Origin of the sequence: Bacillus pumilus (assembly GCF_900186955.1) — a bacterium.
Classification (GTDB): Bacteria; Bacillota; Bacilli; order Bacillales; family Bacillaceae; genus Bacillus; species Bacillus pumilus.
The window spans coordinates 2,451,054-2,472,153 of the sequence record NZ_LT906438.1 but is presented as its reverse complement, the minus strand read 5'-3'; the positions used below and the strand labels follow the sequence as shown (position 1 = coordinate 2,472,153).

The window sequence follows — 21,100 nt, the reverse complement described above, 5'->3', positions numbered from 1 at the left end:
AGGTGTAAATGACAGGAGGGGCGATGGTGTCATCAATCAAAAAAATCATTGTGGTGGGATCAGGCATTGCAGCGCTTTCCTTTGCAAAAACCATTTCAGCAAGCTGCGAAGTCATCATGATGACAAAAAATCAATTTTCCTCTAGTAATTCCATGCTTGCACAAGGAGGAATCGCTGCTGCCTTTTCAGCACAGGATTCTGTTCATCAGCATGTACAAGACACATTAGCTGCCGGCTGTGATCACAATGATGAAAGGGCGGTACAAGAGATCGTACGTCTTGGAAAGCATATGGTGGAGCAGCTCGTAGAAGAAGGCTGTCCATTTGATCAAACGGAGACGGGCGTGCCGCAATTAGGTAAAGAGGGGGCGCATACGACTCATCGCATTTTGCATGCAGGAGGAGACCAAACAGGTAAAACCCTCGTGCAGTATTTAAAAAATCAGCTTGGCTCACATATTCATTTATATGAAAATTCCCATGTCGTTGATCTGCTCGTTCACGAAGGAACCTGCATAGGAGTGGTCTGGAAAGATGAGAAAGATCGCGTACATACCATGACCGCAGATGCCGTTGTTTTATCCACGGGCGGCTGCGGCTCCCTATATGAAACAAACACAAATGACCCTTCTGTAACAGGAGACGGACTGATGATGGCTTATCGAGCCGGAGCACAATTAGCTGATCTCGAATTTGTTCAATTCCATCCCACCCTCTTGACGATCGCTGGAAAAGCAGTCGGTCTCGTTTCAGAGGCAGTCCGAGGAGAGGGAGCCTATTTAGAAGATGAAACACGCAGGAGGATCATGAAAGGCATTCACCCACAAGCTGATTTAGCGCCTAGAGATATTGTTGCTAGAGCTATTTTTCATGAGCAGCAATTAGGTCATGAGCTGTATCTCAATATCAGCGAAATTCCACATTTCTCAGTTCGTTTTCCAGCCATTGCTGCAATGTGTGAGCGGGTAGGTGTCGATATGGCAAGCGGCAGGCTCCCAGTTTCCCCTGGTATGCATTTTTTAATGGGCGGAATCTGCGTGAATGAATATGGAGAAACGACGGTTCCATCTCTTTTTGCTATCGGAGAAGCGGCCTGTACAGGCTTACACGGAGCGAACCGATTGGCGAGTAATTCTCTCTTGGAAGGTCTCGTTTTAGGAAACAAAACGGCACGGAGAATTGAACAAATAGCTAAACAGAAAAAAACAATCCCTTCTTTCTCTATTCAAGAAGTATGGTCCGTCCCAGAGATTTCAGAGAATCAGTTGAGACAATGGATGACGACATATGCCGCAATTGTAAGAGACGAAAAAGGGCTAAAGACCTTACTGCAAACATTACAGCAAGTCCCTTATCAGCAAATGAATGTGAAGGGTATCACAAGTGAACAGATCGAATTAAGCAATCAATGGACATTAGCGATTTGTCTTGTGAAGTCTGCATTACTTCGTACAGAAAGTAGAGGCGGTCATTATCGATTGGATTATCCAAATCGGAATGATGCATTATGGCGGGGCGTGCAAATTGTCCATGAAAAAGGCCACATTCACATGATGAAAAATGAAAGGATCGGTGCCAAATGGAACGTTTACAGTTAAAACAAATGTTGACTCATTTTTTCACAGAAGATATTGGTTTTGGAGATGTATCAGCTGATGGCATTTTTGGAGAAAAGAAAGGAACAGCCTATATCATCGCAAAACAATCGGGTGTATTGGCAGGTTCTCAAGTCATTGACATAGGGTACCGCCTGCTGAATGAACAGATTCAGACTGAGTTGTTCTTTGAAGAAGGTGATTGGATTCATTCAGGGGCAGTGCTGGCGAAAATAAAGGGACCAGTCAGCGACTTATTAAAAGGAGAACGGGTCATTTTAAATGTCTTGCAGCGCATGACAGGTATCGCCACTTTAACACATGAAGCAGTGCAGCGATTAGCGGACCCGTCGATTACGATTTGTGATACGAGAAAAACGACGCCCGGCTTGCGTATGTTAGAGAAATACGCTGTGAAGACAGGTGGGGGAAAGAATCATCGCTTCGGCTTATCAGATGGGGTAATGATTAAAGATAATCATATCGCCGCATGCGGCTCTATTCGTGAAGCAGTAGAGAAAGCAAGAGCATATGCCGGTCATATGGTGAAAATTGAAGTGGAAATTGAATCAGAAACGCAGCTAAAGGAAGCCATTGATGCAAAGGCCGATGTCATCATGTTTGACAACTGCTCTCCGGACGAAGTCAAACGTTTTAAACAAATGACGCCTGAGACAATTCTGACCGAGGCTTCAGGAGGCATCACACTAGAGACATTGCCAAGTTACAGAGGGACAGGTGTCGATCTTATTTCACTTGGTTTTCTGACACATTCTGCCCCAGCATTTGATTTTAGTATGAATATGGAATTCAGTCATAAAGGGGGAACAACTCATGTCACTGCTTGATGTACTTGCGAATCAACATGTAGCCATGATGCCAGAAGAATATAAACACCGATCTGTTGAGGAGATGAAGCAGCGTGTGTTAGACATTAAACGAGCCTTTGGATCAAAGCTTTTTATACCAGGGCATCATTATCAAAAGGATGAAGTCATCCAATTTGCAGATGCAACAGGAGATTCATTGCAGCTCGCACAAATAGCCGCGGACAACAAGGAAGCGGAGTACATTGTGTTCTGCGGTGTTCACTTCATGGCTGAAACAGCAGACATGCTGTCAAATAAGAATCAAAAGGTTCTATTGCCAGATATGAGAGCAGGCTGTTCAATGGCAGATATGGCAAACATGAAACAAACGGATAGAGCATGGGAGCAGCTCACTGATCTGTTTGGGGAGACAATTCTTCCCCTTACGTATGTCAACTCAACAGCTGATATTAAAGCATTTGTCGGAAAGCATGGCGGGGCCACTGTGACATCATCAAACGCTAAAAAAGTGCTGGAGTGGGCGCTCACACAAAAAGAGAGGATTCTGTTTCTCCCTGATCAGCATTTAGGGCGTAATACGGCCTTTGATTTAGGCATTTCACTTGAAGAAATGGCTGTCTGGGATCAAATAGAAGAAAGGCTCATCACCGATCAGCCGCTTTCCCGCATCAAGATGATTTTATGGAAAGGCCATTGCTCTGTCCATGAGAAATTTACGGTGCGGAATATTGAAGAAACGAGAAAAAGAGACCGTGACATTCAAATTCTTGTCCATCCAGAGTGCACGCATGAAGTCGTCACGACTTCTGATCTTGCCGGTTCAACGAAATTTATTATTGATACGATCAAGGAAGCAGCAGCAGGAAGCAAGTGGGCGATTGGAACAGAGATGAATTTGGTCAAGCGAATCATAGATCAGCATCCAGATAAACAAATCGAATCCCTCAATCCGGATATGTGTCCATGTTTGACGATGAATCGGATCGATCTCCCTCATTTGTTATGGTCACTAGAAAGCATAGAGAAAGGTGATCCGGTCGGTTTGATTCAAGTCAATGAAGACACGACAAAAGACGCTTTACTTGCACTGAATAAAATGCTCGCCATTAAATAATGAATCAGCCCCTCCTATCAGAAAACAAGTTTTTATCATATCGGCTTGTAAATAGGCATAAATTTATGGTGAAACATATTGTACTTCTGACATAACCGTTACGTTCACGTTTTGCATAGGAGGGGAAAACGTTGAAAATTCATATTGTGCAAAAAGGAGACTCCCTTTGGAAAATTTCAAAGAAATACGGAGTCGACTTTCAAGAATTGAAAAAACTAAATTCACAGCTCAGTAACCCAGATTTGATCATGCCGGGTATGAAGATCAAGATTCCATCTAGTGGTGTTCCTGTAAAAACAGATCATCACAAAGCAAAAGAAATGCCAAAGACGAAAGAACATCCGTATGTGAAAGAAAAGCCAAAAGATGTCGTGCAAGTGCAAGATACGAAGCCGAAAGAAAAGCCAAACGAACCTGTACCTTATGTACCGCCAGTGCCAAAGATCGAGCAGCCAGCTTTTCCACAAGTCGATGTGAATTATTATCAGACCAATCTGTACCAGCCATTCACGCCTCCTCCCAAAAAAGAACATCATGAGAAAAAAGATCATGTTCATGAAAAGAAAGATCATGTTCATGACAAAAAGGATCATAAAGATCATGTTCATTATGAGAATAAGGAGCATAAAGACAACAAGGACCATTTCCATCATGAGAATAAGGAGCATAAAGACAACAAGGACCATTTCCATCATGAAAATAAAGGTCATTTAAAAGATGAAGTGGCAAAGGGGTATGATCCGTTTATTCATATTCCGCATCAAAAGGAGGAGGGAAAAGATATGGAGCACAGCAATTACCCAAACCTTCCTAATTTCCCGCAAATGCCGAATGTAGGAGGCGCAGCGGTAGGGGGAATGGCTGAGAATAAGGAACATCATCACCATCACCAGCATCATGACGCATATGATCCTTATTATGGTCATGGTCATTACATGCCGGCAATGTATCCATATCCGCAGCAAATGGTGCCAGCATCGCCAATTTTACCAGGGTCAGGTCTTTGCTATCCTGTCCAGCCATATTATCACCATCACATGATGCCATATCCATACCCAGCGCAGCCGTATTATCCTGCGTATCAAGCGCCAGCTTATTACGGAGAACATTATGAACATCATGCAAACGATGGGCATCACTGGCACCACCATATGCATCCAAATGCCAATGCCAACGCCAATGTCAATGCGAACGTGAATCAAGGCTTTTATCCAAATGTTTCAAATGAAGCTTATGGCAAGGAAGACTGCGGATGTGATGATGGCATGAAGCAGCATCAGCCATGGCCAGGACATTACCCGAATCCTGTACCTTATGGCCAAATGGGGGCTTATCCAGCTCAGCCTTATATGCAGCCATATCCAGGTCAATCTGTTTTTGCAAGACCAGAGGAAGACGAAGAAGAGTAATAACAGAAGGAGCGATCTCAATCGTTCCTTTCAGCGTGTAGACAAACCCTCGCATTCTTTGTCAGGGCTGTGCTCCGGTGCTCACGAATGTCAAATTCGCTCCGCTCCTGTGCTCACCCTTCCTAGACTGCAAAGGTTTTCTATCACGCTGAAAAGAAGAAAAAGGGCTAAAATAAAGATCATTTTAGCAAACTGGAGGGAACGATCTCAATCGTTCCTTTTTTTGTTTATAACTGACAGCTTGATTTTTCCCCAAACTGTACATGCTAAAACAGAGCCTGTTTCGCGCTCATGAGATTGAATTTGTACAGGGGGTTTTTCGTTTGAGACAAAAATGGCAAAAAACGATCGCATTAGTGCTTCTTCCTATTGGGTTAACGGCATGTGGTACAAATGACAATGCAGGTGTAGATACACGTCATAATCAATCAGGTCAGCCAGTCGGATATCATTCGAATAACCGTGCGGATGACAATAACCAAGATCATCAAGGGCCAGTTTCTGAACTCATGGAGGGAATGAACGGTGGGAATACAACGAATGTTGATTATCGCACCCGCCCTCAAGCAGATGATCGAACGCCTCTCGCAGGTGGTGATGGACGCTACAGTCATGGAGATATGAACTATCATAACCAAATGTCGTTCTCTGGCTACGATAAACAAGAGAATGTGCAGCGTTCAAGAAAAATTGCCAATCGCGTCAATAAAATGAACCACGTTGCAGACTCACAGGTGATGGTAACAGATGAAAATGTGTATATTGCCATTAAATCAGATGGACGTCTGACGTCAGAGGGCGTATCACAAGTGGAAGAAGCAGCGACTCGTTATGCGGATGGAAGAGCTGTCCAAGTCATTAAAGACGAGGGAGCTTTCACACGCTTTAGAGATATGAGAAGAACACAATTTGAAACAGGTCAAACAGGCATGACTCGATAAGTTGAAGCATAAAAAAGGCTAAAGTTCCTCAAGAACTTTAGCCTTTTCTTAAAAATAAACCTTAATGCCTATATAGAATTCGTAAAAGAAATAACAGCCAAATCCAAGTAATAAAATACCAGCAATAATGGATGTCCATTTGATCATCGTTCGATTCATCACTTTTCTTGTTAAGGATACAAGGGTGAGAAGACCGATGTCATGAAGAAGAATCCCTGCCAAAATACCGCCTGATGCCAGTATAAATTCAGATGAATCTGTTTTTGTATATGCATCTGCCAGTACAGCTCCAAATACAGAAACCCAGAACACAAGGTTTCCAGGAGACACCGCGACAAGCAAGCCGTTTCTGTACGTTTTTGCGAAAGATTTATTGACTTTTTCGCCAGCTAAATGGATGTCTTGATCCGCATGTTTAATGGAATCGTATGCGAGCATCATTAAGAAGATAGCTCCGATCAGCCAGAGCGGGATTTGGACAAATGGCAGTGATAAAAACTGAGCAAATCCAGCATACAAAGCCAAGATTAGTAAGAGATCAATGGTCATGCCGCCTGCTCCTACAGTTAAACCATGAAAGAAGCCGTTTTTTAATCCTTGTTTAGTCATTTCAACCGTGATCGCTCCAACTGGTAGAGCGATTGAGAATCCTATGACGATAAATGTGAGAAATGTTTGCAATCGACTAGAACTTCCTTTAAAAAAGTCTGTATAAAAATTCTCCGTTTAGATTAATTATACATAATAGGAGAAAAGGATCAATGATTATTTCAGATTTTATCTAAATGTTTGAGGAGGATGATGTATATAAAGGTGTATATCAAGCTGGCTTTATCTCTTTTGTAGTGAAAAGGAACTATTTTCCTAAAACTCCTTTTTTTCATGGCATCTCTATGCTACACTGTTGTGGAAATGAATAAATGTGACTAGGGGTGCCCGCGGCTGGGCTGAGAGAGAAGTGTATGCTTCTTAACCCTTTGGACCTGATCTGGCTCGTACCAGCGTGGGGAAGTTGAAGATGATACATGTGTCTTATAAATGAGATTCATGTTTATTTCTAACGACGAAACCAGGTTCTGTTCATAGAGCCTGGTTTTTTTGCTGGTGCTGATTCCGTCCTGTCCTGTGACAAGAAGAGAAGGAGAGAACAGCAAATGAAAGAAAAGAAAAATACCCTAACAACTCAATCGTTATTATCAAGCTTTGATGGCAGCCGAAAGGTGTATGAGAAAGGGTCAAGACCTGACATTTTAGTGCCAAAAAGAGAGATTGCCCTCTCACAAACGGTGACGCAGGCAGGAAACATTCAAAATGAACCGATTCGTGTGTACGATACGAGTGGACCTTACACCGATGAGCGTGCCCATATCGATGTTACAAAGGGGCTTCATCGTCTGAGAGCGGCATGGATCGAAGAAAGAGGGGATACAGAAAGCTATGAAGGACGTCATGTAAAACCTGAAGATAACGGATATCGCTCCAAAGAGAAATCGTCACATCAGCATGTTCTTACTGATTTTCATCATGAGCCGCTTCGCGCAAAACAAGGTGCCTGTGTGACGCAAATGCATTATGCAAAAAAAGGTATTGTAACGCCTGAAATGGAGTTCATCGCGTTAAGAGAAGAGCTAAGCCCTGAGTTCGTGAGAGAGGAAGTAGCCAGCGGAAGAGCGGTCATTCCAGCGAATATTAACCATCCTGAAAGTGAACCGATGATTATCGGAAGGAATTTTCATGTCAAAATCAATGCGAACATTGGTAATTCAGCTGTGACATCATCCATTGATGAAGAGGTAGAAAAGATGACATGGGCCATCAGATGGGGTGCAGACACTATGATGGATCTGTCTACAGGAAAGGACATTCATACAACGAGAGAATGGATCATACGCAATTGCCCAGTCCCAGTAGGCACCGTTCCCATTTATCAGGCGCTTGAAAAAGTGAATGGCGTGGCAGAAGATTTGACGTGGGAAGTGTACAGAGACACGTTAATTGAACAAGCAGAGCAAGGAGTAGACTACTTCACGATTCATGCGGGCGTGCGATTAAGGTATATTCCGCTGACAGTCGATCGGGTGACCGGAATTGTTTCAAGAGGCGGTGCCATTATGGCAAGATGGTGTCTTGCCCATCATCAAGAAAATTTCCTTTATACCCACTTCGAAGACATTTGTGAGATTATGAAAACGTATGATATTGCTTTTTCACTTGGAGACGGACTCAGACCAGGCTCGATTGCTGATGCCAATGATGAAGCGCAGTTTGCAGAGCTGGAAACGTTAGGTGAATTGACAGAGATCGCTTGGAAACATGATGTACAGGTGATGATTGAAGGGCCTGGACATGTTCCGATGGATAAAATCAAAGAGAATGTAGACAAACAAATGGAGATTTGCAAAGAGGCACCATTTTATACATTAGGACCTCTTACAACAGATATTGCTCCGGGATATGATCATATTACATCTGCTATCGGCGCAGCTATGATCGGCTGGTATGGGACAGCGATGCTATGCTATGTGACGCCAAAAGAGCATTTAGGTCTGCCGAACAAAGAAGATGTAAGAGAAGGTGTGATTGCCTATAAAATTGCTGCACATGCTGCTGATCTAGCAAAAGGACATCCTGCTGCTCAAAAGCGCGATGATGCTTTATCGAAAGCAAGGTTTGAATTTAGATGGCGGGACCAATTCAACCTGTCACTTGACCCAGAAAGAGCGATGGCGTTCCATGATGAAACATTGCCTGCTGAAGGCGCTAAGACTGCCCATTTTTGCTCGATGTGCGGACCGAAGTTTTGCAGCATGAAAATTTCCCATGATATTCGCAATCAATCAGAAGAAGTGAAAAAAGAGATGGAGAAGAAGGCGAAGGAGTTTATCAGCCAAGGAAGTCAAATATATTCATCCTAAAAAAGAACCTCGCACGCATGTTGTGCGGGGTTTTATCAGATCGCGGATAAGGCTTTTCTTAAGAGGTGGAAAAATGCCTTTAATGCAACCCCTATCATGTCCAGACTCGGAATGAGGGCATCTGTTAAATGAAACACGACTGTTTGTCTTTCTGGGGATGTTCGTTTCTTTTTCCGTTTCATAAAGAAAACCTCCTTTTAAATAATATACTTCTTTGCAAAGAAGAGGGATAGAGATATTGTTTGAATTTAAACAAAATTTAAACTTCTTGTGTTTGAAAGGAAAGAAGGAGGGGAAACGAGTTGAGTAGAGAATGAATGAAAAGAGCCGATCTATTTGGCCAGCTAACAAGAGAGAGTGGAAGGTGATCTTATGATGAAAGTATTTAAGGTAACATTTCATATGAACAATGGGGAAGTGCTTGATTTCGAGCTAAAACGTCCAGCTACCTATGATGTGTATAAGAAAATTGAAGAAGCCAATCATTGGTTTAAGCTGAATAATGAAATCATTAACTTATTAAATGTGAATAGCATCCATGTTGAAACAGATTGACACAGAAAAGCCGCTCAGTGAGAGCGGCTTTCAGATTGTTGACAAAGGGCTAAAATGATCTTTATTTTAGCCCTTTGTCTTCTTTTCAGCGTGATAGAAAACCTTTGAAGTCTAGGAAGGACGAGCACTGGCGCGGAGCGAATTTGACATTCGTGAGCACCAGCGCGCAGGACTGACAAAGAATGCGAGGGTTTGTCTACACGCTGAAAGCCGCTCAGTGAGAGCGGCTTTCATTATGCAGAGAAATCATTCCGATTATTAAGCTGGCCGCGAGACAGCCAGTTCTTTTTATACAAATAAGCAATCACTTCAAGCCAAAGACGCGGTGCTTTTTTCGGGAAAAAAGGTTTTTGATAATAAGCATAAGCGGCTTTTAAGTCATCCCACTGATGGCAAGCTTTTGTTTGTGTGAAACGGGCAACATCGATGACCCTGACCTGTCCTTCCTTTGTTAAGATCAGATTCCTCAGATGGATATCAGAAGGATTCAATCCTTTCTCGCGTGCTTCTTCTAGCGCATCATCGACTTGCGCAATCATTTGTTTTTTAATAGGAATCCCCTTTGTGAGGCATTCATAGAATGTATATCCTTTAATATATTCCATTAAAATATACTGATCCCCAGATTCATAAATCTCAGGGTAGTAAGACGAACCAGAGAGCTTTTCATAAATAGCGGCTTCTTTGCGGGCAATATGCTGATAAGAAGGGAAAAAGACTTTTAGCGCCATTTTCTTGCCGTCTTTTTTGTATGAAAAGACATAGGCACTTCTTCCTTTGCCGCACAGCTCAAGCTCTGCCGGTTTAAAGGCAAGCTTATGAAGACGTTTATCCTCATGATACTGAATCGATTCGGCTAATCTTTTGACTTCTGACATTGACTTCACCTTCTTTGGTTTCAGTTTATGCGGCTGAAAAACGAATGATGAAAAAACCGAGCATTCGATAAAGCAATGGATTGTATAAAACATACCATTTACGAATGAAGGATACAACGAAAGACTCTTCCCATATATTCATGTCATTGATTTGGTTAATGTTTAGAAAAATGGGTCAAACTACATATGTCATGCATCGATCTCATGTTCTAAAGAGGTGTAAATAGTGAAAGTGAAGATGAAATGTTTCGTTACAGGACTTATCATGACAAGTGTGCTTTTTTTCGCTACGGATATGGAAGGAAAAGAACACTTGCAAAAGCAGTCAAACTCGATCACCGTGCAGCTAGAAAAAGTCTATCTAGACGGAGATGTGAGTATTGAAAGACACCGGGCATCATTAGAAGACAAAGACACATTCTGGTCGCAGTATAAAGGCTGGACGCTAGTAGAGCAGAAAGAGGATTTTGCGCTTTTTAGAAAGCAAATTGATGATATCTCTCCATTAAGTAAAGCAAATGGATATATCGGATTATCAGAGGACGGTGTGATTTCTACGTTTCATGGAAGGCCTGACGGCTGGGCGGAGCCCATTCATCTCTTTTTTCAAATTGATACGTCCCGTTTAGAAAGTCATGTGGAGGAGCAGCTTGAGCAAGGCATTCCTTTTCGAACAAAGGATGAATTTGAGCATGTGCTTGAAGTCATGAAGCCTTACCGAAATGAAATATCGTTTTAAAGCGTATAACAGCTTGCTGGTGTGAAGGCCGCAAGCTGTTTTTCGTAGTGTCATCGTAAAAATGCATTGAGCGAACGTATGTTAACTTTTATTGCGGTTTTCTTCTCGATTTATGTTACAATGAAGAACAGTCAAAGAGGTGAAAACGGTGATAGAGTTTGTAAAAGGGACCATTGATTATGTGTGCCCGCAATATGTTGTCATAGAAAACGGCGGAGTGGGATATCAAGTCTATAGCCCAAACCCGTTTATCTATCAAATCAATAAACATGAAACGATTTATACGTATCATTACATAAAGGAAGACGCTTTTTCGTTATATGGATTTCAAACACGAGAAGAAAAAGCGCTGTTCACAAAACTGTTAAATGTCACAGGGATTGGGCCGAAGGGGGCTCTAGCGATTCTTGCTTCAGGTGATCCAGGCGCTGTCATTTCAGCGATAGAACGTGAAGATGAAGCGTTCCTGATTAAGTTCCCTGGTGTTGGCAAAAAGACAGCTCGCCAAATCATTCTCGATCTAAAAGGAAAGCTAGCTGATGTTGTGCCTGAAATGATTGGCAATCTATTTAATCACGAGGACCATATTCAGGTCGAAACGCAGCAAACGGCATTAGACGAAGCGTTTGAAGCCTTAAGTGTTCTCGGATACGGTGATCGCGAAATTAAAAAGGTTCTTCCATTATTAAAAGAAGAAAAGAATCTCACAACCGATCAATATGTGAAAAAAGCTTTACAAAAAATGTTGAAATAGGGTGATGTCTCATGGATGAACGGCTCGTCTCAACTGAAGCAGACAACCATGAATCAGCCATTGAGCAAAGTCTGCGGCCTCAGACACTTAGCCAATATATCGGTCAGCAAAAAGTAAAGGATAACCTCAGCGTGTTTATTGAAGCTGCCCGTATGAGGCAGGAAACACTCGATCATGTCCTTTTATACGGACCGCCCGGACTCGGGAAAACAACGCTCGCGTCGATTATTGCCAATGAAATGAATGTTCAGCTGCGTACAACATCTGGACCAGCGATTGAACGTCCTGGTGATTTGGCGGCGATTTTAACGTCTCTTGAGCCAGGTGATGTGTTGTTTATAGATGAAATTCATCGCTTGCAGCGCTCAATTGAGGAAGTGCTTTATCCAGCAATGGAGGATTTTTGTTTAGATATCGTCATTGGCAAAGGAGATACAGCGCGCTCTGTACGGCTTGATTTACCGCCATTTACACTTGTAGGTGCCACGACCCGCGTCGGGCTTTTAACAGCGCCGCTTCGTGACAGGTTTGGGGTACATGCAAGATTGGAATACTATGAGCAAAGAGATTTGGCTCACATTGTTTCAAGAACAGCCGAGCTGTTCGAGATTGGGATCGATCTTCGCTCAGCCGAAGAGATTGCAAGACGTTCCCGCGGTACGCCGAGGGTTGCCAATCGTCTACTCAGAAGAGTAAGAGATTTTGCGCAGGTGCTTGGGAATCACGCGATTACCGAGGACATTGCGGAAGATGCCCTTGAGCGCCTTCAAGTCGACAAGCTTGGTCTTGATCATATCGACCATAAGCTGCTTTTAAGTATGATTGAAAAATTTAGAGGCGGGCCTGTTGGGCTTGATACGATCTCAGCGACAATTGGAGAAGAATCACATACGATTGAAGATGTGTACGAACCGTATTTACTGCAAATTGGTTTCCTGCAAAGAACACCAAGAGGACGGGTCGTCACAAGAGAAGCGTATGAACATTTTCAAATGGAGGTTCCGATTCGTGACTGAATTCCCTAAAATATTGATGATTTTAGGTGGTGTCCTTTTTGCCGCAGGATTAGGTTTTCAATTGGTTGGTAAGCTTCCAGGTGATATTTTTGTAAAAAAAGGAAATGTGACGTTCTTTTTTCCTGTGATCACATGCATTGTCATTAGCATCGTGCTAACCATATTACTGAATATCTTTGGACGGATGAAATAACGTTAACTAGTTAACTACAGAATAGGTGAAGGAAATGAAGCTAGAACTATTTGATTTTGATTTACCAGAAAGATTGATTGCACAAGTACCGCTTGAAAAACGAGACGCATCAAGACTGATGGTCTTAAATAAACAAACGGGGGCAATCAAACACGATACATTCTCACAAATCACCGATTATTTTCAAACGGGTGATTGTCTCGTTTTAAATAATACGCGCGTTCTCCCGGCACGTTTGTTTGGAATGAAAGAGGATACAGGTGCAAAAGTTGAACTTCTTCTCTTAAAACAAGAGGAAGGCGACAAATGGGAGACACTTGTAAAACCAGCCAAACGGGTGAAAAAAGGAACAGTGATCACATTTGGTGATGGACGGCTTCAAGCGGTATGTACAGAAGAATTAGAACATGGCGGAAGAAAAGTTGAGTTTCAGTATACCGGCATTTTTTATGAAGTACTTGAATCCCTTGGTGAAATGCCGCTGCCTCCTTATATTAAAGAGCAGCTTGACGATCGTGAACGTTATCAAACGGTGTATTCGAAAGAGGTCGGCTCCGCTGCTGCTCCGACTGCTGGTCTTCACTTTACAAACGAGCTGCTGGATGCGCTGAAAGAAAAGGGTGTGCACATCGCATTCATTACACTGCACGTGGGGCTTGGTACTTTTCGTCCGGTCAGTGCAGATCGTATTGAAGAACACGAAATGCACGCGGAATTTTACGAAATGAATGAAGAAACAGCGGCAGAGCTTAATCGCGTTCGCAAAGAAGGCGGGCGGATTATTTCAGTGGGGACAACGTCAACGAGAACGCTAGAAACCATTGCAAGTGCGCATGACGGTGAATTCAAAGCGTCAAGCGGCTGGACGTCAATCTTTATTTACCCCGGCTACACATTCAAGGCAATTGATGGCATGATCACGAATTTCCATCTGCCAAAATCCTCGTTAATCATGCTTGTCAGCGCATTAGCTGGACGAGAGCATGTCCTAAAAGCGTACAATGAGGCTGTAAAAGAGGAATACCGATTCTTCAGCTTTGGCGATGCCATGCTGATTCAATAACATCATACAACAAAGACAGGAGGGCTCATTTTTGTCGCAATTACCGATACGTTATGAGTTTATTAAATCATGCAAACAAACAGGTGCACGACTAGGACGCGTTCATACACCGCACGGCTCCTTTGACACACCTGTATTTATGCCGGTAGGTACACTGGCTACAGTCAAAACGATGGCGCCTGAAGAACTAAAGGCAATGGAAGCAGGCATCATCTTAAGCAATACGTACCACCTATGGCTCCGTCCGGGTCATGACATTGTGAAAGAAGCAGGCGGCCTGCATAAATTTATGAACTGGGATCGAGCGATTTTGACCGACTCAGGCGGATTCCAAGTCTTCTCTTTGAGTGAATTTAGAAAAATTGAAGAAGAAGGCGTCCACTTCCGTAATCACTTAAATGGAGATAAGTTGTTCCTTTCTCCTGAGAAGGCCATGGACATTCAAAATGCGCTTGGCTCTGATATTATGATGGCATTTGATGAATGCCCGCCATATCCAGCAGAATACGATTACATGAAACGTTCTGTAGAGCGGACAAGCAGATGGGCAGAACGCTGTCTAGAAGCACATCAGCGTCCAGAGGATCAAGGGCTGTTTGGAATCATCCAAGGCGGAGAATACGAAGAGCTTCGTAAACAAAGTGCAAAAGATCTCGTGTCACTTGATTTCCCAGGCTACGCCATCGGAGGCTTATCTGTTGGGGAACCAAAAGATGTGATGAACCGTGTACTCGAGTTCACAACGCCATTGTTACCAGCAGACAAGCCAAGGTACTTAATGGGTGTCGGCTCACCAGATTCCTTAATTGACGGCGCCATTCGCGGTGTAGATATGTTTGACTGCGTGCTGCCAACACGAATTGCTAGAAACGGTACGTTGATGACAAGCGAAGGACGTCTAGTTGTGAAAAATGCAAAATATGAGCGTGATTTCAGACCAATCGATGAAAATTGTGACTGCTACACATGTAAAAACTACACACGCGCTTATATTAGACATTTGATCAAAACAAATGAAACGTTCGGAATTCGATTAACAACTTATCATAATCTTCATTTTCTGTTAAAATTAATGGAGCAAGTGAGAGAAGCTATCCGTGAGGATCGTTTAGGTGATTTTAAAGAAGAGTTTTTTGAGCGTTACGGCTTTAACGAACCGAATGCGAAAAACTTTTAACCTATAAACGAAAAGGCTTTACAATGCTTTAGAAAGGGGTGAAATAGAATGGATGGTGGTATGGGTTCAATCATTATGATTGTTGTCATGTTTGCTGTGCTTTACTTCTTATTAATCCGTCCACAGCAAAAGCAACAAAAAGCTGTGCGTCAGATGCAGCAATCTTTATCAAAAGGCGATAAAATCGTCACAATCGGTGGTTTACACGGTGAAATCGACTACATTGATGAATCAAAAGTGGTCATCAAAACAAGCGAAAACAACCGTTTAACTTTCGATCGTCGTGCTATTAGAGAATTAGCTGACAAAGGCTAATCCTCCGATACATAGCCATAAAAAAAAGAGCGATATAGATCCGCTCTTTTTTTATTTGCCTCGAAGATTGACGCCAATCATTCCGCCGAGCATACAAATCCCTAGAAATGCCCCATGATAGATGAACTGCTCTGGTGAAAAGGTTTCTCCAAACCCTAAATATTGAAACAAAAATACAGTGAGGGAAAAGATCAGCGAAGTAATCGCACCAATGAACCAGCCGCGCTCCTTTGCCTTTCCTCCAGAAATGATCCCCCCTAATAAAAGTGCCACAAAGGACAAAATCATAATCATCCATTTAAACGATGATTCCTGCATACTTGTGAAGGTAAGCATGAGCGATACAAGTAAGCTTGTGACAATCATGACGATAAAAATGGCCATTAAGCCGGATAAAATCCCTTTTCCGATTTGTTTCGTTTCCTGCATGTGATTCGTCTCCTCTCCAATTGACCGAAGCTTGTCTTTTACTAAAATGTATTCACATAGAAGAAAAAATAGACATGTTTCTCACGATAAAAACAGAGGCTTTCTTTTCTACATAAATAAAGGGTTTTGACACAAGCTATGGTGGAGAAGGAGGGTTTACATCACATGCAGGACATCTTGATTATCTCCATGAGAACAATCATTTTATATTTTCTTATTTGGTTTATTTTTCGGTTAATGGGCAAGAGAGAAATTGGCGAATTGAGTATTTTAGATCTTGTCATTTTTATGATGATCGCAGAAATTGCGGTTCTCGCTATAGAAGAAGTCGAGGATCACATGTTACATACGGTATGGCCGATCCTGCTGTTAACCTTCATTCAAATCACACTTGCCTATCTCTCATTGAAATTCCAAGGTGTCCGGCGCTTTCTTGACGGCAAACCGGTCCTGCTCATCATTAATGGGAAAATTGACGAGGGTGCGATGAGAAAACAGCGATACAATTTTGATGACCTGCTCATTCAATTAAGAGAAAACAACATCGATAGCATTCAGGATGTGTCTTACGCCATTTTAGAGCCATCCGGAAAGCTTGCGGTTGTCGAAAAAGAAAACAAGCACACACACGGAGCGCTTGAGCTGCCACTTATTGCTGATGGCGTTGTACAGCACGATCATTTGAAGCAAATTAATCAAAATGAACAGTGGCTGAAAGATGAGCTTGCCAAAAGGGGCTATCATGAAATTGATCAGATTTCCTACTGCAGCTTTAATCAAAAGACATTTTATATTGATTTGAAAGATGAAGTGATCAAGAAGAAATGAGCTAAAGCAGTTTCCCTATAAACGGGATACGGCGAAGCTCTTCTCGCTTCACTAGCCCTAGACAGATTAATAGAATGACATACAGCGCGCACGTAACAAAGATCAGCATCACAAGCTCAATAGGGGCAGAAAAGAGCCCGTTTACTTGAGATTTCAGCCAAAGGCTCACGGCCCCAGTGCCGATGATCACAAGAACGCATATCCCATATTCCTTCATTGGTAAATGAATAGGCAGTACTTTACCGACAGTTGCCGCATGAAGCAGCGTGACAAGGACGATGCCGATTAATATTGCAAGTGCTGCCCCCATAATGCCAAAGCCCGGCTGTGAAGCAAGAACAAAGATCATTCCTGTTTTCACAACAGCACCTATCAGACTATTCGTCATCGCCGCACCAGCTAAATTGAGTGCTTGCAAGACGGCTTGAAGCGGCCCTTGAAAATAATATAGAAGAAAAAATGGTGCCATGAATTTTACATAAATAGCCGCATGCGATGAACCATACATAAAGAGCGTTAAATCTTCTGCGTAAACGAAAAGAATAATACAGGAAATACCTCCGCTGAGTAGACAAAGACGCATCGCCTGCTTCAGCCTGTATTCGACCGTTTTGCGTTTGTTCTGCTCCATTCCTTCACTGATTGCTGGGACCAGTGCAGTGGAGAGAGAATACGTAATAAAGCTAGGCAGTGTCAAAAGGGTCAGCGCAAGACCAGTCAATTCCCCGTATTGTCTTGTCGCCTCGACGGCCGCATATCCAGCAATGGCAAGACTTTGCGCGACAACTATCGGCTCTAAAAACCACGAAATATTCCCGATAAAACGGCTGCCTGTTGTTGGCAGGGCAATACTCATCAGCTGCTTAAACGTGTCCTTACCGTCATGAATCGCCTTAAAAAATCGTTTTCGAATACGAATGGTCTTTTTATAACGAAAGGCAATCAGTAAATAAGCAAGTGAAATCATCTCTCCAATAACAGATGAAATCATCGCACCTGCTGCCGCATATTCAATCCCATAAGGAAGGAAAGCCGTTGTACATACTGCCACTAGAGAAATTCTTGCAACCTGTTCCAGTACTTGAGATATGGCAAGCGGGCTCATTTGCTGTCTGCCTTGAAAATATCCTCTTAGCACACTGGAAATGGCGATGACTGGGACAACGGGCGTAATGGCAAGCAGTGGATAGACCGTTCTAGGATCTGTCAGCATATTTTCTGCCATGATGGGTGCAAACCATAAAAAGAGCGGCGTGAATATCAGGCTGAGAGTCCCTGTTATCGCAAGAGACATGACAAGAATTCGTTTTGTTTTCTGTTTGTCACCCCGGGCTTCTGCTTCTGCGACAAGCTTGCTGATAGCGACAGGCAGTCCGAATTGTGTTAGCGTCACAGCGAGAAAAAAGGTAGGAGCAGCCATCATATAAAGCCCGACTCCTTCTTCGCCAATGAACCTTGCAATGACAATTCGATTGACAAAACCCAATATTCTCGTGATAAAACCTGCTAAAATTAAAATAATCGTGCCCTTTAAAAACGTTTGCTTCGTCAAATCAAAGATCACCTGCCTTCTCAAACGACATAGAATCATATACAATAAGATATGCGTGTATATCGTCCAAGCATGACAAGTCTCTCGATAAAAACTGAAAAGGGGGAGCGTCCCATTGACACAACATCCGGCTGCAATTTACAAAGACCATTTAAAGCCTTTTCTGTTCAGTAAGCTTGAAGAATTCATCGTTTTGGGCTATAAAGATGTAGATTTAGAGGAATTATGGTCATACTTAGAGAATAAGAAGTGGAAGAAAAAACAAGAGTATCCGATTCATGAAATGGTTGCAGATATTTTATCTGTGAAAATTGGCGAATTTATGAACTATGCAACCGTTCAGTCGTTTAAAACGTCTGCTTTTTTGGACAGTGAAGATGGCAAGAATATGCTAGATGAACTGTTGAAATAAGCCATCTTAATGGATTCAGGTGTTTAAGGAGGAAATACATAATGAAAAAAGGGCGCATTCTTGCGTTTTTCTTAGTGGTTCTGTTAATCGGAACTGGCGTAGGCTTACTAACAAAGCCTGTTGCGAAAGATATGACGCTAGGGCTGGATTTACAGGGTGGATTTGAGGTCCTGTATGATGTACATCCAGTGAAAAAAGAGGATAAAATCACAAATAGTGTCCTCGTCAGTACAGTGGAGGCTTTAAACCGAAGAGCCAATGTGCTAGGTGTAAGTGAGCCGAACATCTCGATTGAAGGCAACAATCGTATCCGTGTGCAGCTTGCGGGAGTAAAAGATCAAAACAGAGCTAGGGAGATTCTTTCCACTGAAGCACAGCTATCCTTCAGAGATACGAATGATAAAGAACTCCTTAACGGGGCTGACCTGGTCGAAAACAGTGCAAAACAAACATTCAGTCAAACGAATGAGCCAATTGTGACGGTTAAACTAAAGGATGCGAAAAAATTTGGTGACGTCACAAGAAAAGTAGCGGCGATGGCGCCGAATAACCAGCTTGTCATTTGGCTTGATTACCACAAAGGAGATTCCTTCAAAAAAGAAGTCTCAAAATCAAACCATAAGTATGTCTCTGCACCGAATGTGAATCAAGAAATTAACAGCAGTGACGTGCAAATTGAAGGGAAATTTACTGTCCAAGAGGCAAAGGACCTTGCAAGTATTTTAAATGCCGGGGCATTGCCAGTGAAATTAACAGAAAAATATTCAACATCTGTGAGTGCACAGTTTGGTGAACAAGCACTGGACGAAACAGTGTTCGCAGGAATTGTAGGAATCGCATTTATCTTCTTATTCATGCTGCTTTATTACCGATTACCTGGTCTTATCGCTGTCATCACACTTTCAGCTTATATTTACATTACGCTTCAAGTGTTTGATTGGATGGGTGCAGTCATGACGCTGCCTGGAATTGCGGCATTGATTCTAGGGGTAGGGATGGCTGTTGATGCCAACATTATTACTTATGAGCGGATCAAAGAAGAGCTCAAGCTCGGCAAATCAGTCCGTTCTGCTTTCAGATCAGGGAACCGCCGATCATTTGCAACCATCTTTGATGCAAACTTAACAAGTATTATTGCCGGCGGCGTGCTGTTCTTCTTCGGGACAAGCTCGGTAAAAGGATTTGCAACGATGCTCATCCTATCGATTTTAACTAGCTTTATCACAGCTGTCTTCCTATCAAGATTCCTTCTTGGTCTTCTTGTTGAAAGCCGCTATCTTGACCGGAGAAAAGGCTGGTTTGGTGTTCGTCAAAAAGACATTATGAACATTCATGAAACAACAGAAACCACCGAGCCAAAAACACCATTTGATAAGTGGGATTTCGTCAGCAAACGTAAAGGATTTATGATTTTCTCAGCTACTATCACCATTGCGGGAATCATCGTTCTTTCCATCTTCAAGCTGAATGCGGGAATTGACTTTACAAGTGGAACTAGAATTGATATCCAAAGTGATCACAAGCTGTCAACTGAACAAGTCGAGCAAGACTTTAAAAAGCTGGACCTTGAGACAGACAGTGTCGTGTTATCGGGTCAAAAAGAAAATCAGGCAGCAGCGAGATTTGTCGGTGTGCCGAACAAAGAAAAGATTGCTGAAGTGAAAGATTACTTCAAAGATAAATACGGAACGGAGCCGAACGTAAGTACAGTGTCTCCGACTGTTGGGAAAGAACTTGCCCGAAATGCATTATATGCTGTCATCATTGCTTCAATCGGGATCATTTTATATGTATCCGTTCGATTTGAATATAAAATGGCCATTGCAGCGATTATTTCACTGCTGTATGACGCGTTCTTTATCGTGGCCTTCTTTAGTATTACGCGTTTAGAGGTGGATGTCACCTTCATTGCGGCGATCCTCACAGTCATCGGATATTCGATCAACGACACGATTGTCACCTTTGACAGGGTTCGTGAACAAATGAAGAAGCGCAAACCAAAAACCATTGAAGATCTATCGTACATTGTGAACTTAAGTTTACAGCAAACCTTTACGCGATCTGTCAACACGGTATTAACCGTACTTGTCGTTGTAATTACACTCCTTATCTTTGGATCAGCGTCAATTACAAACTTCTCCATCGCCTTACTTGTCGGTCTGTTAACAGGGGTGTACTCATCTCTATATATCGCAGCGCAAATTTGGCTCATGTGGAAAGGCCGTGAGATGAAAAAACCGGCGAAGATTGATACTGAGCAAGATATTTAATTGAGTGAGACTGCCTGAATGGCAGTCTTTTTTCTTTAGTTTTTCCGGAAATCAGACGATTCGAAAAAACATTTCGGGTATCATTGATCTTGAAATGGTCTTTTGCTATAATGAC

Annotated in this window: 22 protein-coding genes and 1 riboswitch; of the genes, 17 read left to right on the top strand and 5 right to left on the bottom strand. The window is 42.5% G+C overall.

The window, feature by feature from the left end:
* Positions 1-23 precede the first annotated feature (23 nt).
* The 5 genes from nadB (at position 24) to CKW02_RS12705 (ending at position 5,889) form a co-directional block, all read left to right on the top strand.
* Entirely contained in the window at positions 24-1,598 is a 1,575-nt protein-coding gene (gene nadB / locus CKW02_RS12730; protein WP_003216776.1) for an L-aspartate oxidase, read from the top strand.
* Positions 1,580-2,443: a carboxylating nicotinate-nucleotide diphosphorylase gene (nadC, locus tag CKW02_RS12725; protein WP_003216390.1), complete on the top strand. Its 864-nt coding sequence runs from the start codon at positions 1,580-1,582 to the stop codon at positions 2,441-2,443. Before nadB ends, nadC begins: the two co-directional genes overlap by 19 nt.
* Positions 2,430-3,539, top strand: a complete 1,110-nt coding sequence (nadA, locus tag CKW02_RS12720) for a quinolinate synthase NadA (RefSeq protein ID WP_003216441.1) — start codon at positions 2,430-2,432, stop codon at positions 3,537-3,539. Before nadC ends, nadA begins: the two co-directional genes overlap by 14 nt.
* 131 nt (positions 3,540-3,670) lie before the next feature.
* Positions 3,671-4,948 (top strand): SafA/ExsA family spore coat assembly protein, encoded by a 1,278-nt coding sequence (gene safA / locus CKW02_RS20625; RefSeq protein WP_003216558.1) that lies wholly within the window; start codon positions 3,671-3,673, stop codon positions 4,946-4,948.
* Between the two features lie 323 nt (positions 4,949-5,271).
* Positions 5,272-5,889, top strand: coding sequence for a YhcN/YlaJ family sporulation lipoprotein (locus CKW02_RS12705; protein ID WP_003216228.1), 618 nt, complete (start codon positions 5,272-5,274; stop codon positions 5,887-5,889).
* A 48-nt stretch (positions 5,890-5,937) separates the two neighbouring features.
* On the opposite strand, the gene CKW02_RS12700 is transcribed toward CKW02_RS12705, so the two are convergent.
* Positions 5,938-6,570, bottom strand: a complete 633-nt coding sequence (locus tag CKW02_RS12700) for a LysE family transporter (RefSeq protein ID WP_003216651.1) — start codon at positions 6,568-6,570, stop codon at positions 5,938-5,940.
* Between the two features lie 237 nt (positions 6,571-6,807).
* A riboswitch (TPP riboswitch) is annotated at positions 6,808-6,916 on the top strand.
* A gap of 127 nt (positions 6,917-7,043) precedes the next feature.
* On the opposite strand from CKW02_RS12700, the gene thiC reads away from it, so the two are divergent.
* The gene (gene thiC, locus CKW02_RS12695; protein ID WP_003216710.1) at positions 7,044-8,804 is read left to right on the top strand and encodes a phosphomethylpyrimidine synthase ThiC; all 1,761 of its coding nucleotides are present in this window, start codon (positions 7,044-7,046) and stop codon (positions 8,802-8,804) included.
* Positions 8,805-8,839: 35 nt separating this feature from the next.
* On the opposite strand, the gene CKW02_RS20320 is transcribed toward thiC, so the two are convergent.
* Positions 8,840-8,986, bottom strand: coding sequence for a hypothetical protein (locus CKW02_RS20320; RefSeq protein WP_003216600.1), 147 nt, complete (start codon positions 8,984-8,986; stop codon positions 8,840-8,842).
* A gap of 190 nt (positions 8,987-9,176) precedes the next feature.
* On the opposite strand from CKW02_RS20320, the gene CKW02_RS12690 reads away from it, so the two are divergent.
* On the top strand, positions 9,177-9,359 hold the full coding sequence (locus CKW02_RS12690; protein WP_003216799.1) for a hypothetical protein: 183 nt from the start codon (positions 9,177-9,179) through the stop codon (positions 9,357-9,359).
* A gap of 233 nt (positions 9,360-9,592) precedes the next feature.
* Here the strand turns inward: CKW02_RS12690 and CKW02_RS12685 are convergent, their stop codons facing one another.
* Positions 9,593-10,237, bottom strand: coding sequence for a hypothetical protein (locus CKW02_RS12685; RefSeq protein ID WP_003216487.1), 645 nt, complete (start codon positions 10,235-10,237; stop codon positions 9,593-9,595).
* A gap of 238 nt (positions 10,238-10,475) precedes the next feature.
* Between CKW02_RS12685 and CKW02_RS12680 the strand changes: the two genes are divergently transcribed.
* From CKW02_RS12680 to yajC, 7 genes are all read left to right on the top strand, one after another.
* Entirely contained in the window at positions 10,476-10,976 is a 501-nt protein-coding gene (locus tag CKW02_RS12680; protein ID WP_170966011.1) for an intercompartmental signaling factor BofC, read from the top strand.
* Between the two features lie 148 nt (positions 10,977-11,124).
* Entirely contained in the window at positions 11,125-11,730 is a 606-nt protein-coding gene (gene ruvA, locus CKW02_RS12675; RefSeq protein WP_003216534.1) for a Holliday junction branch migration protein RuvA, read from the top strand.
* Positions 11,731-11,741: 11 nt separating this feature from the next.
* On the top strand, positions 11,742-12,746 hold the full coding sequence (gene ruvB / locus CKW02_RS12670; protein ID WP_050943663.1) for a Holliday junction branch migration DNA helicase RuvB: 1,005 nt from the start codon (positions 11,742-11,744) through the stop codon (positions 12,744-12,746).
* Complete coding sequence (locus CKW02_RS12665) at positions 12,739-12,939, top strand: DUF2905 domain-containing protein (RefSeq protein ID WP_003216361.1); 201 nt, start codon at positions 12,739-12,741, stop codon at positions 12,937-12,939. The genes ruvB and CKW02_RS12665 overlap by 8 nt, the downstream gene beginning before the upstream one ends.
* Positions 12,940-12,973: 34 nt before the next feature.
* Entirely contained in the window at positions 12,974-14,002 is a 1,029-nt protein-coding gene (gene queA, locus CKW02_RS12660) for a tRNA preQ1(34) S-adenosylmethionine ribosyltransferase-isomerase QueA (RefSeq protein WP_003216830.1), read from the top strand.
* Between the two features lie 31 nt (positions 14,003-14,033).
* Positions 14,034-15,179: a tRNA guanosine(34) transglycosylase Tgt gene (gene tgt, locus CKW02_RS12655; RefSeq protein WP_003216540.1), complete on the top strand. Its 1,146-nt coding sequence runs from the start codon at positions 14,034-14,036 to the stop codon at positions 15,177-15,179.
* A 48-nt stretch (positions 15,180-15,227) separates the two neighbouring features.
* Positions 15,228-15,494, top strand: a complete 267-nt coding sequence (gene yajC, locus CKW02_RS12650; protein ID WP_003216659.1) for a preprotein translocase subunit YajC — start codon at positions 15,228-15,230, stop codon at positions 15,492-15,494.
* Between the two features lie 51 nt (positions 15,495-15,545).
* Here yajC and CKW02_RS12645 read toward each other — a convergent pair whose 3' ends face one another.
* The gene (locus CKW02_RS12645) at positions 15,546-15,923 is read right to left on the bottom strand and encodes a TIGR04086 family membrane protein (protein WP_003216839.1); all 378 of its coding nucleotides are present in this window, start codon (positions 15,921-15,923) and stop codon (positions 15,546-15,548) included.
* A gap of 165 nt (positions 15,924-16,088) precedes the next feature.
* Between CKW02_RS12645 and CKW02_RS12640 the strand changes: the two genes are divergently transcribed.
* Positions 16,089-16,751, top strand: coding sequence for a DUF421 domain-containing protein (locus CKW02_RS12640; protein ID WP_003216185.1), 663 nt, complete (start codon positions 16,089-16,091; stop codon positions 16,749-16,751).
* Position 16,752: 1 nt separating this feature from the next.
* Here CKW02_RS12640 and spoVB read toward each other — a convergent pair whose 3' ends face one another.
* Positions 16,753-18,303 carry a stage V sporulation protein B gene (spoVB, locus tag CKW02_RS12635; protein ID WP_034620578.1) on the bottom strand — a complete coding sequence of 517 codons (1,551 nt, stop codon included), beginning with the start codon at positions 18,301-18,303 and terminating at the stop codon, positions 16,753-16,755.
* A gap of 115 nt (positions 18,304-18,418) precedes the next feature.
* Here spoVB and CKW02_RS12630 point away from each other — a divergent pair, with 115 nt between their 5' ends.
* Positions 18,419-18,715 (top strand): post-transcriptional regulator, encoded by a 297-nt coding sequence (locus tag CKW02_RS12630; protein ID WP_003216788.1) that lies wholly within the window; start codon positions 18,419-18,421, stop codon positions 18,713-18,715.
* Between the two features lie 41 nt (positions 18,716-18,756).
* A complete protein-coding gene (gene secDF / locus CKW02_RS12625) occupies positions 18,757-20,985 on the top strand; it encodes a protein translocase subunit SecDF (protein ID WP_095117848.1) in 2,229 nt (742 codons plus the stop codon).
* The last annotated feature ends 115 nt before the right edge of the window (positions 20,986-21,100 follow it).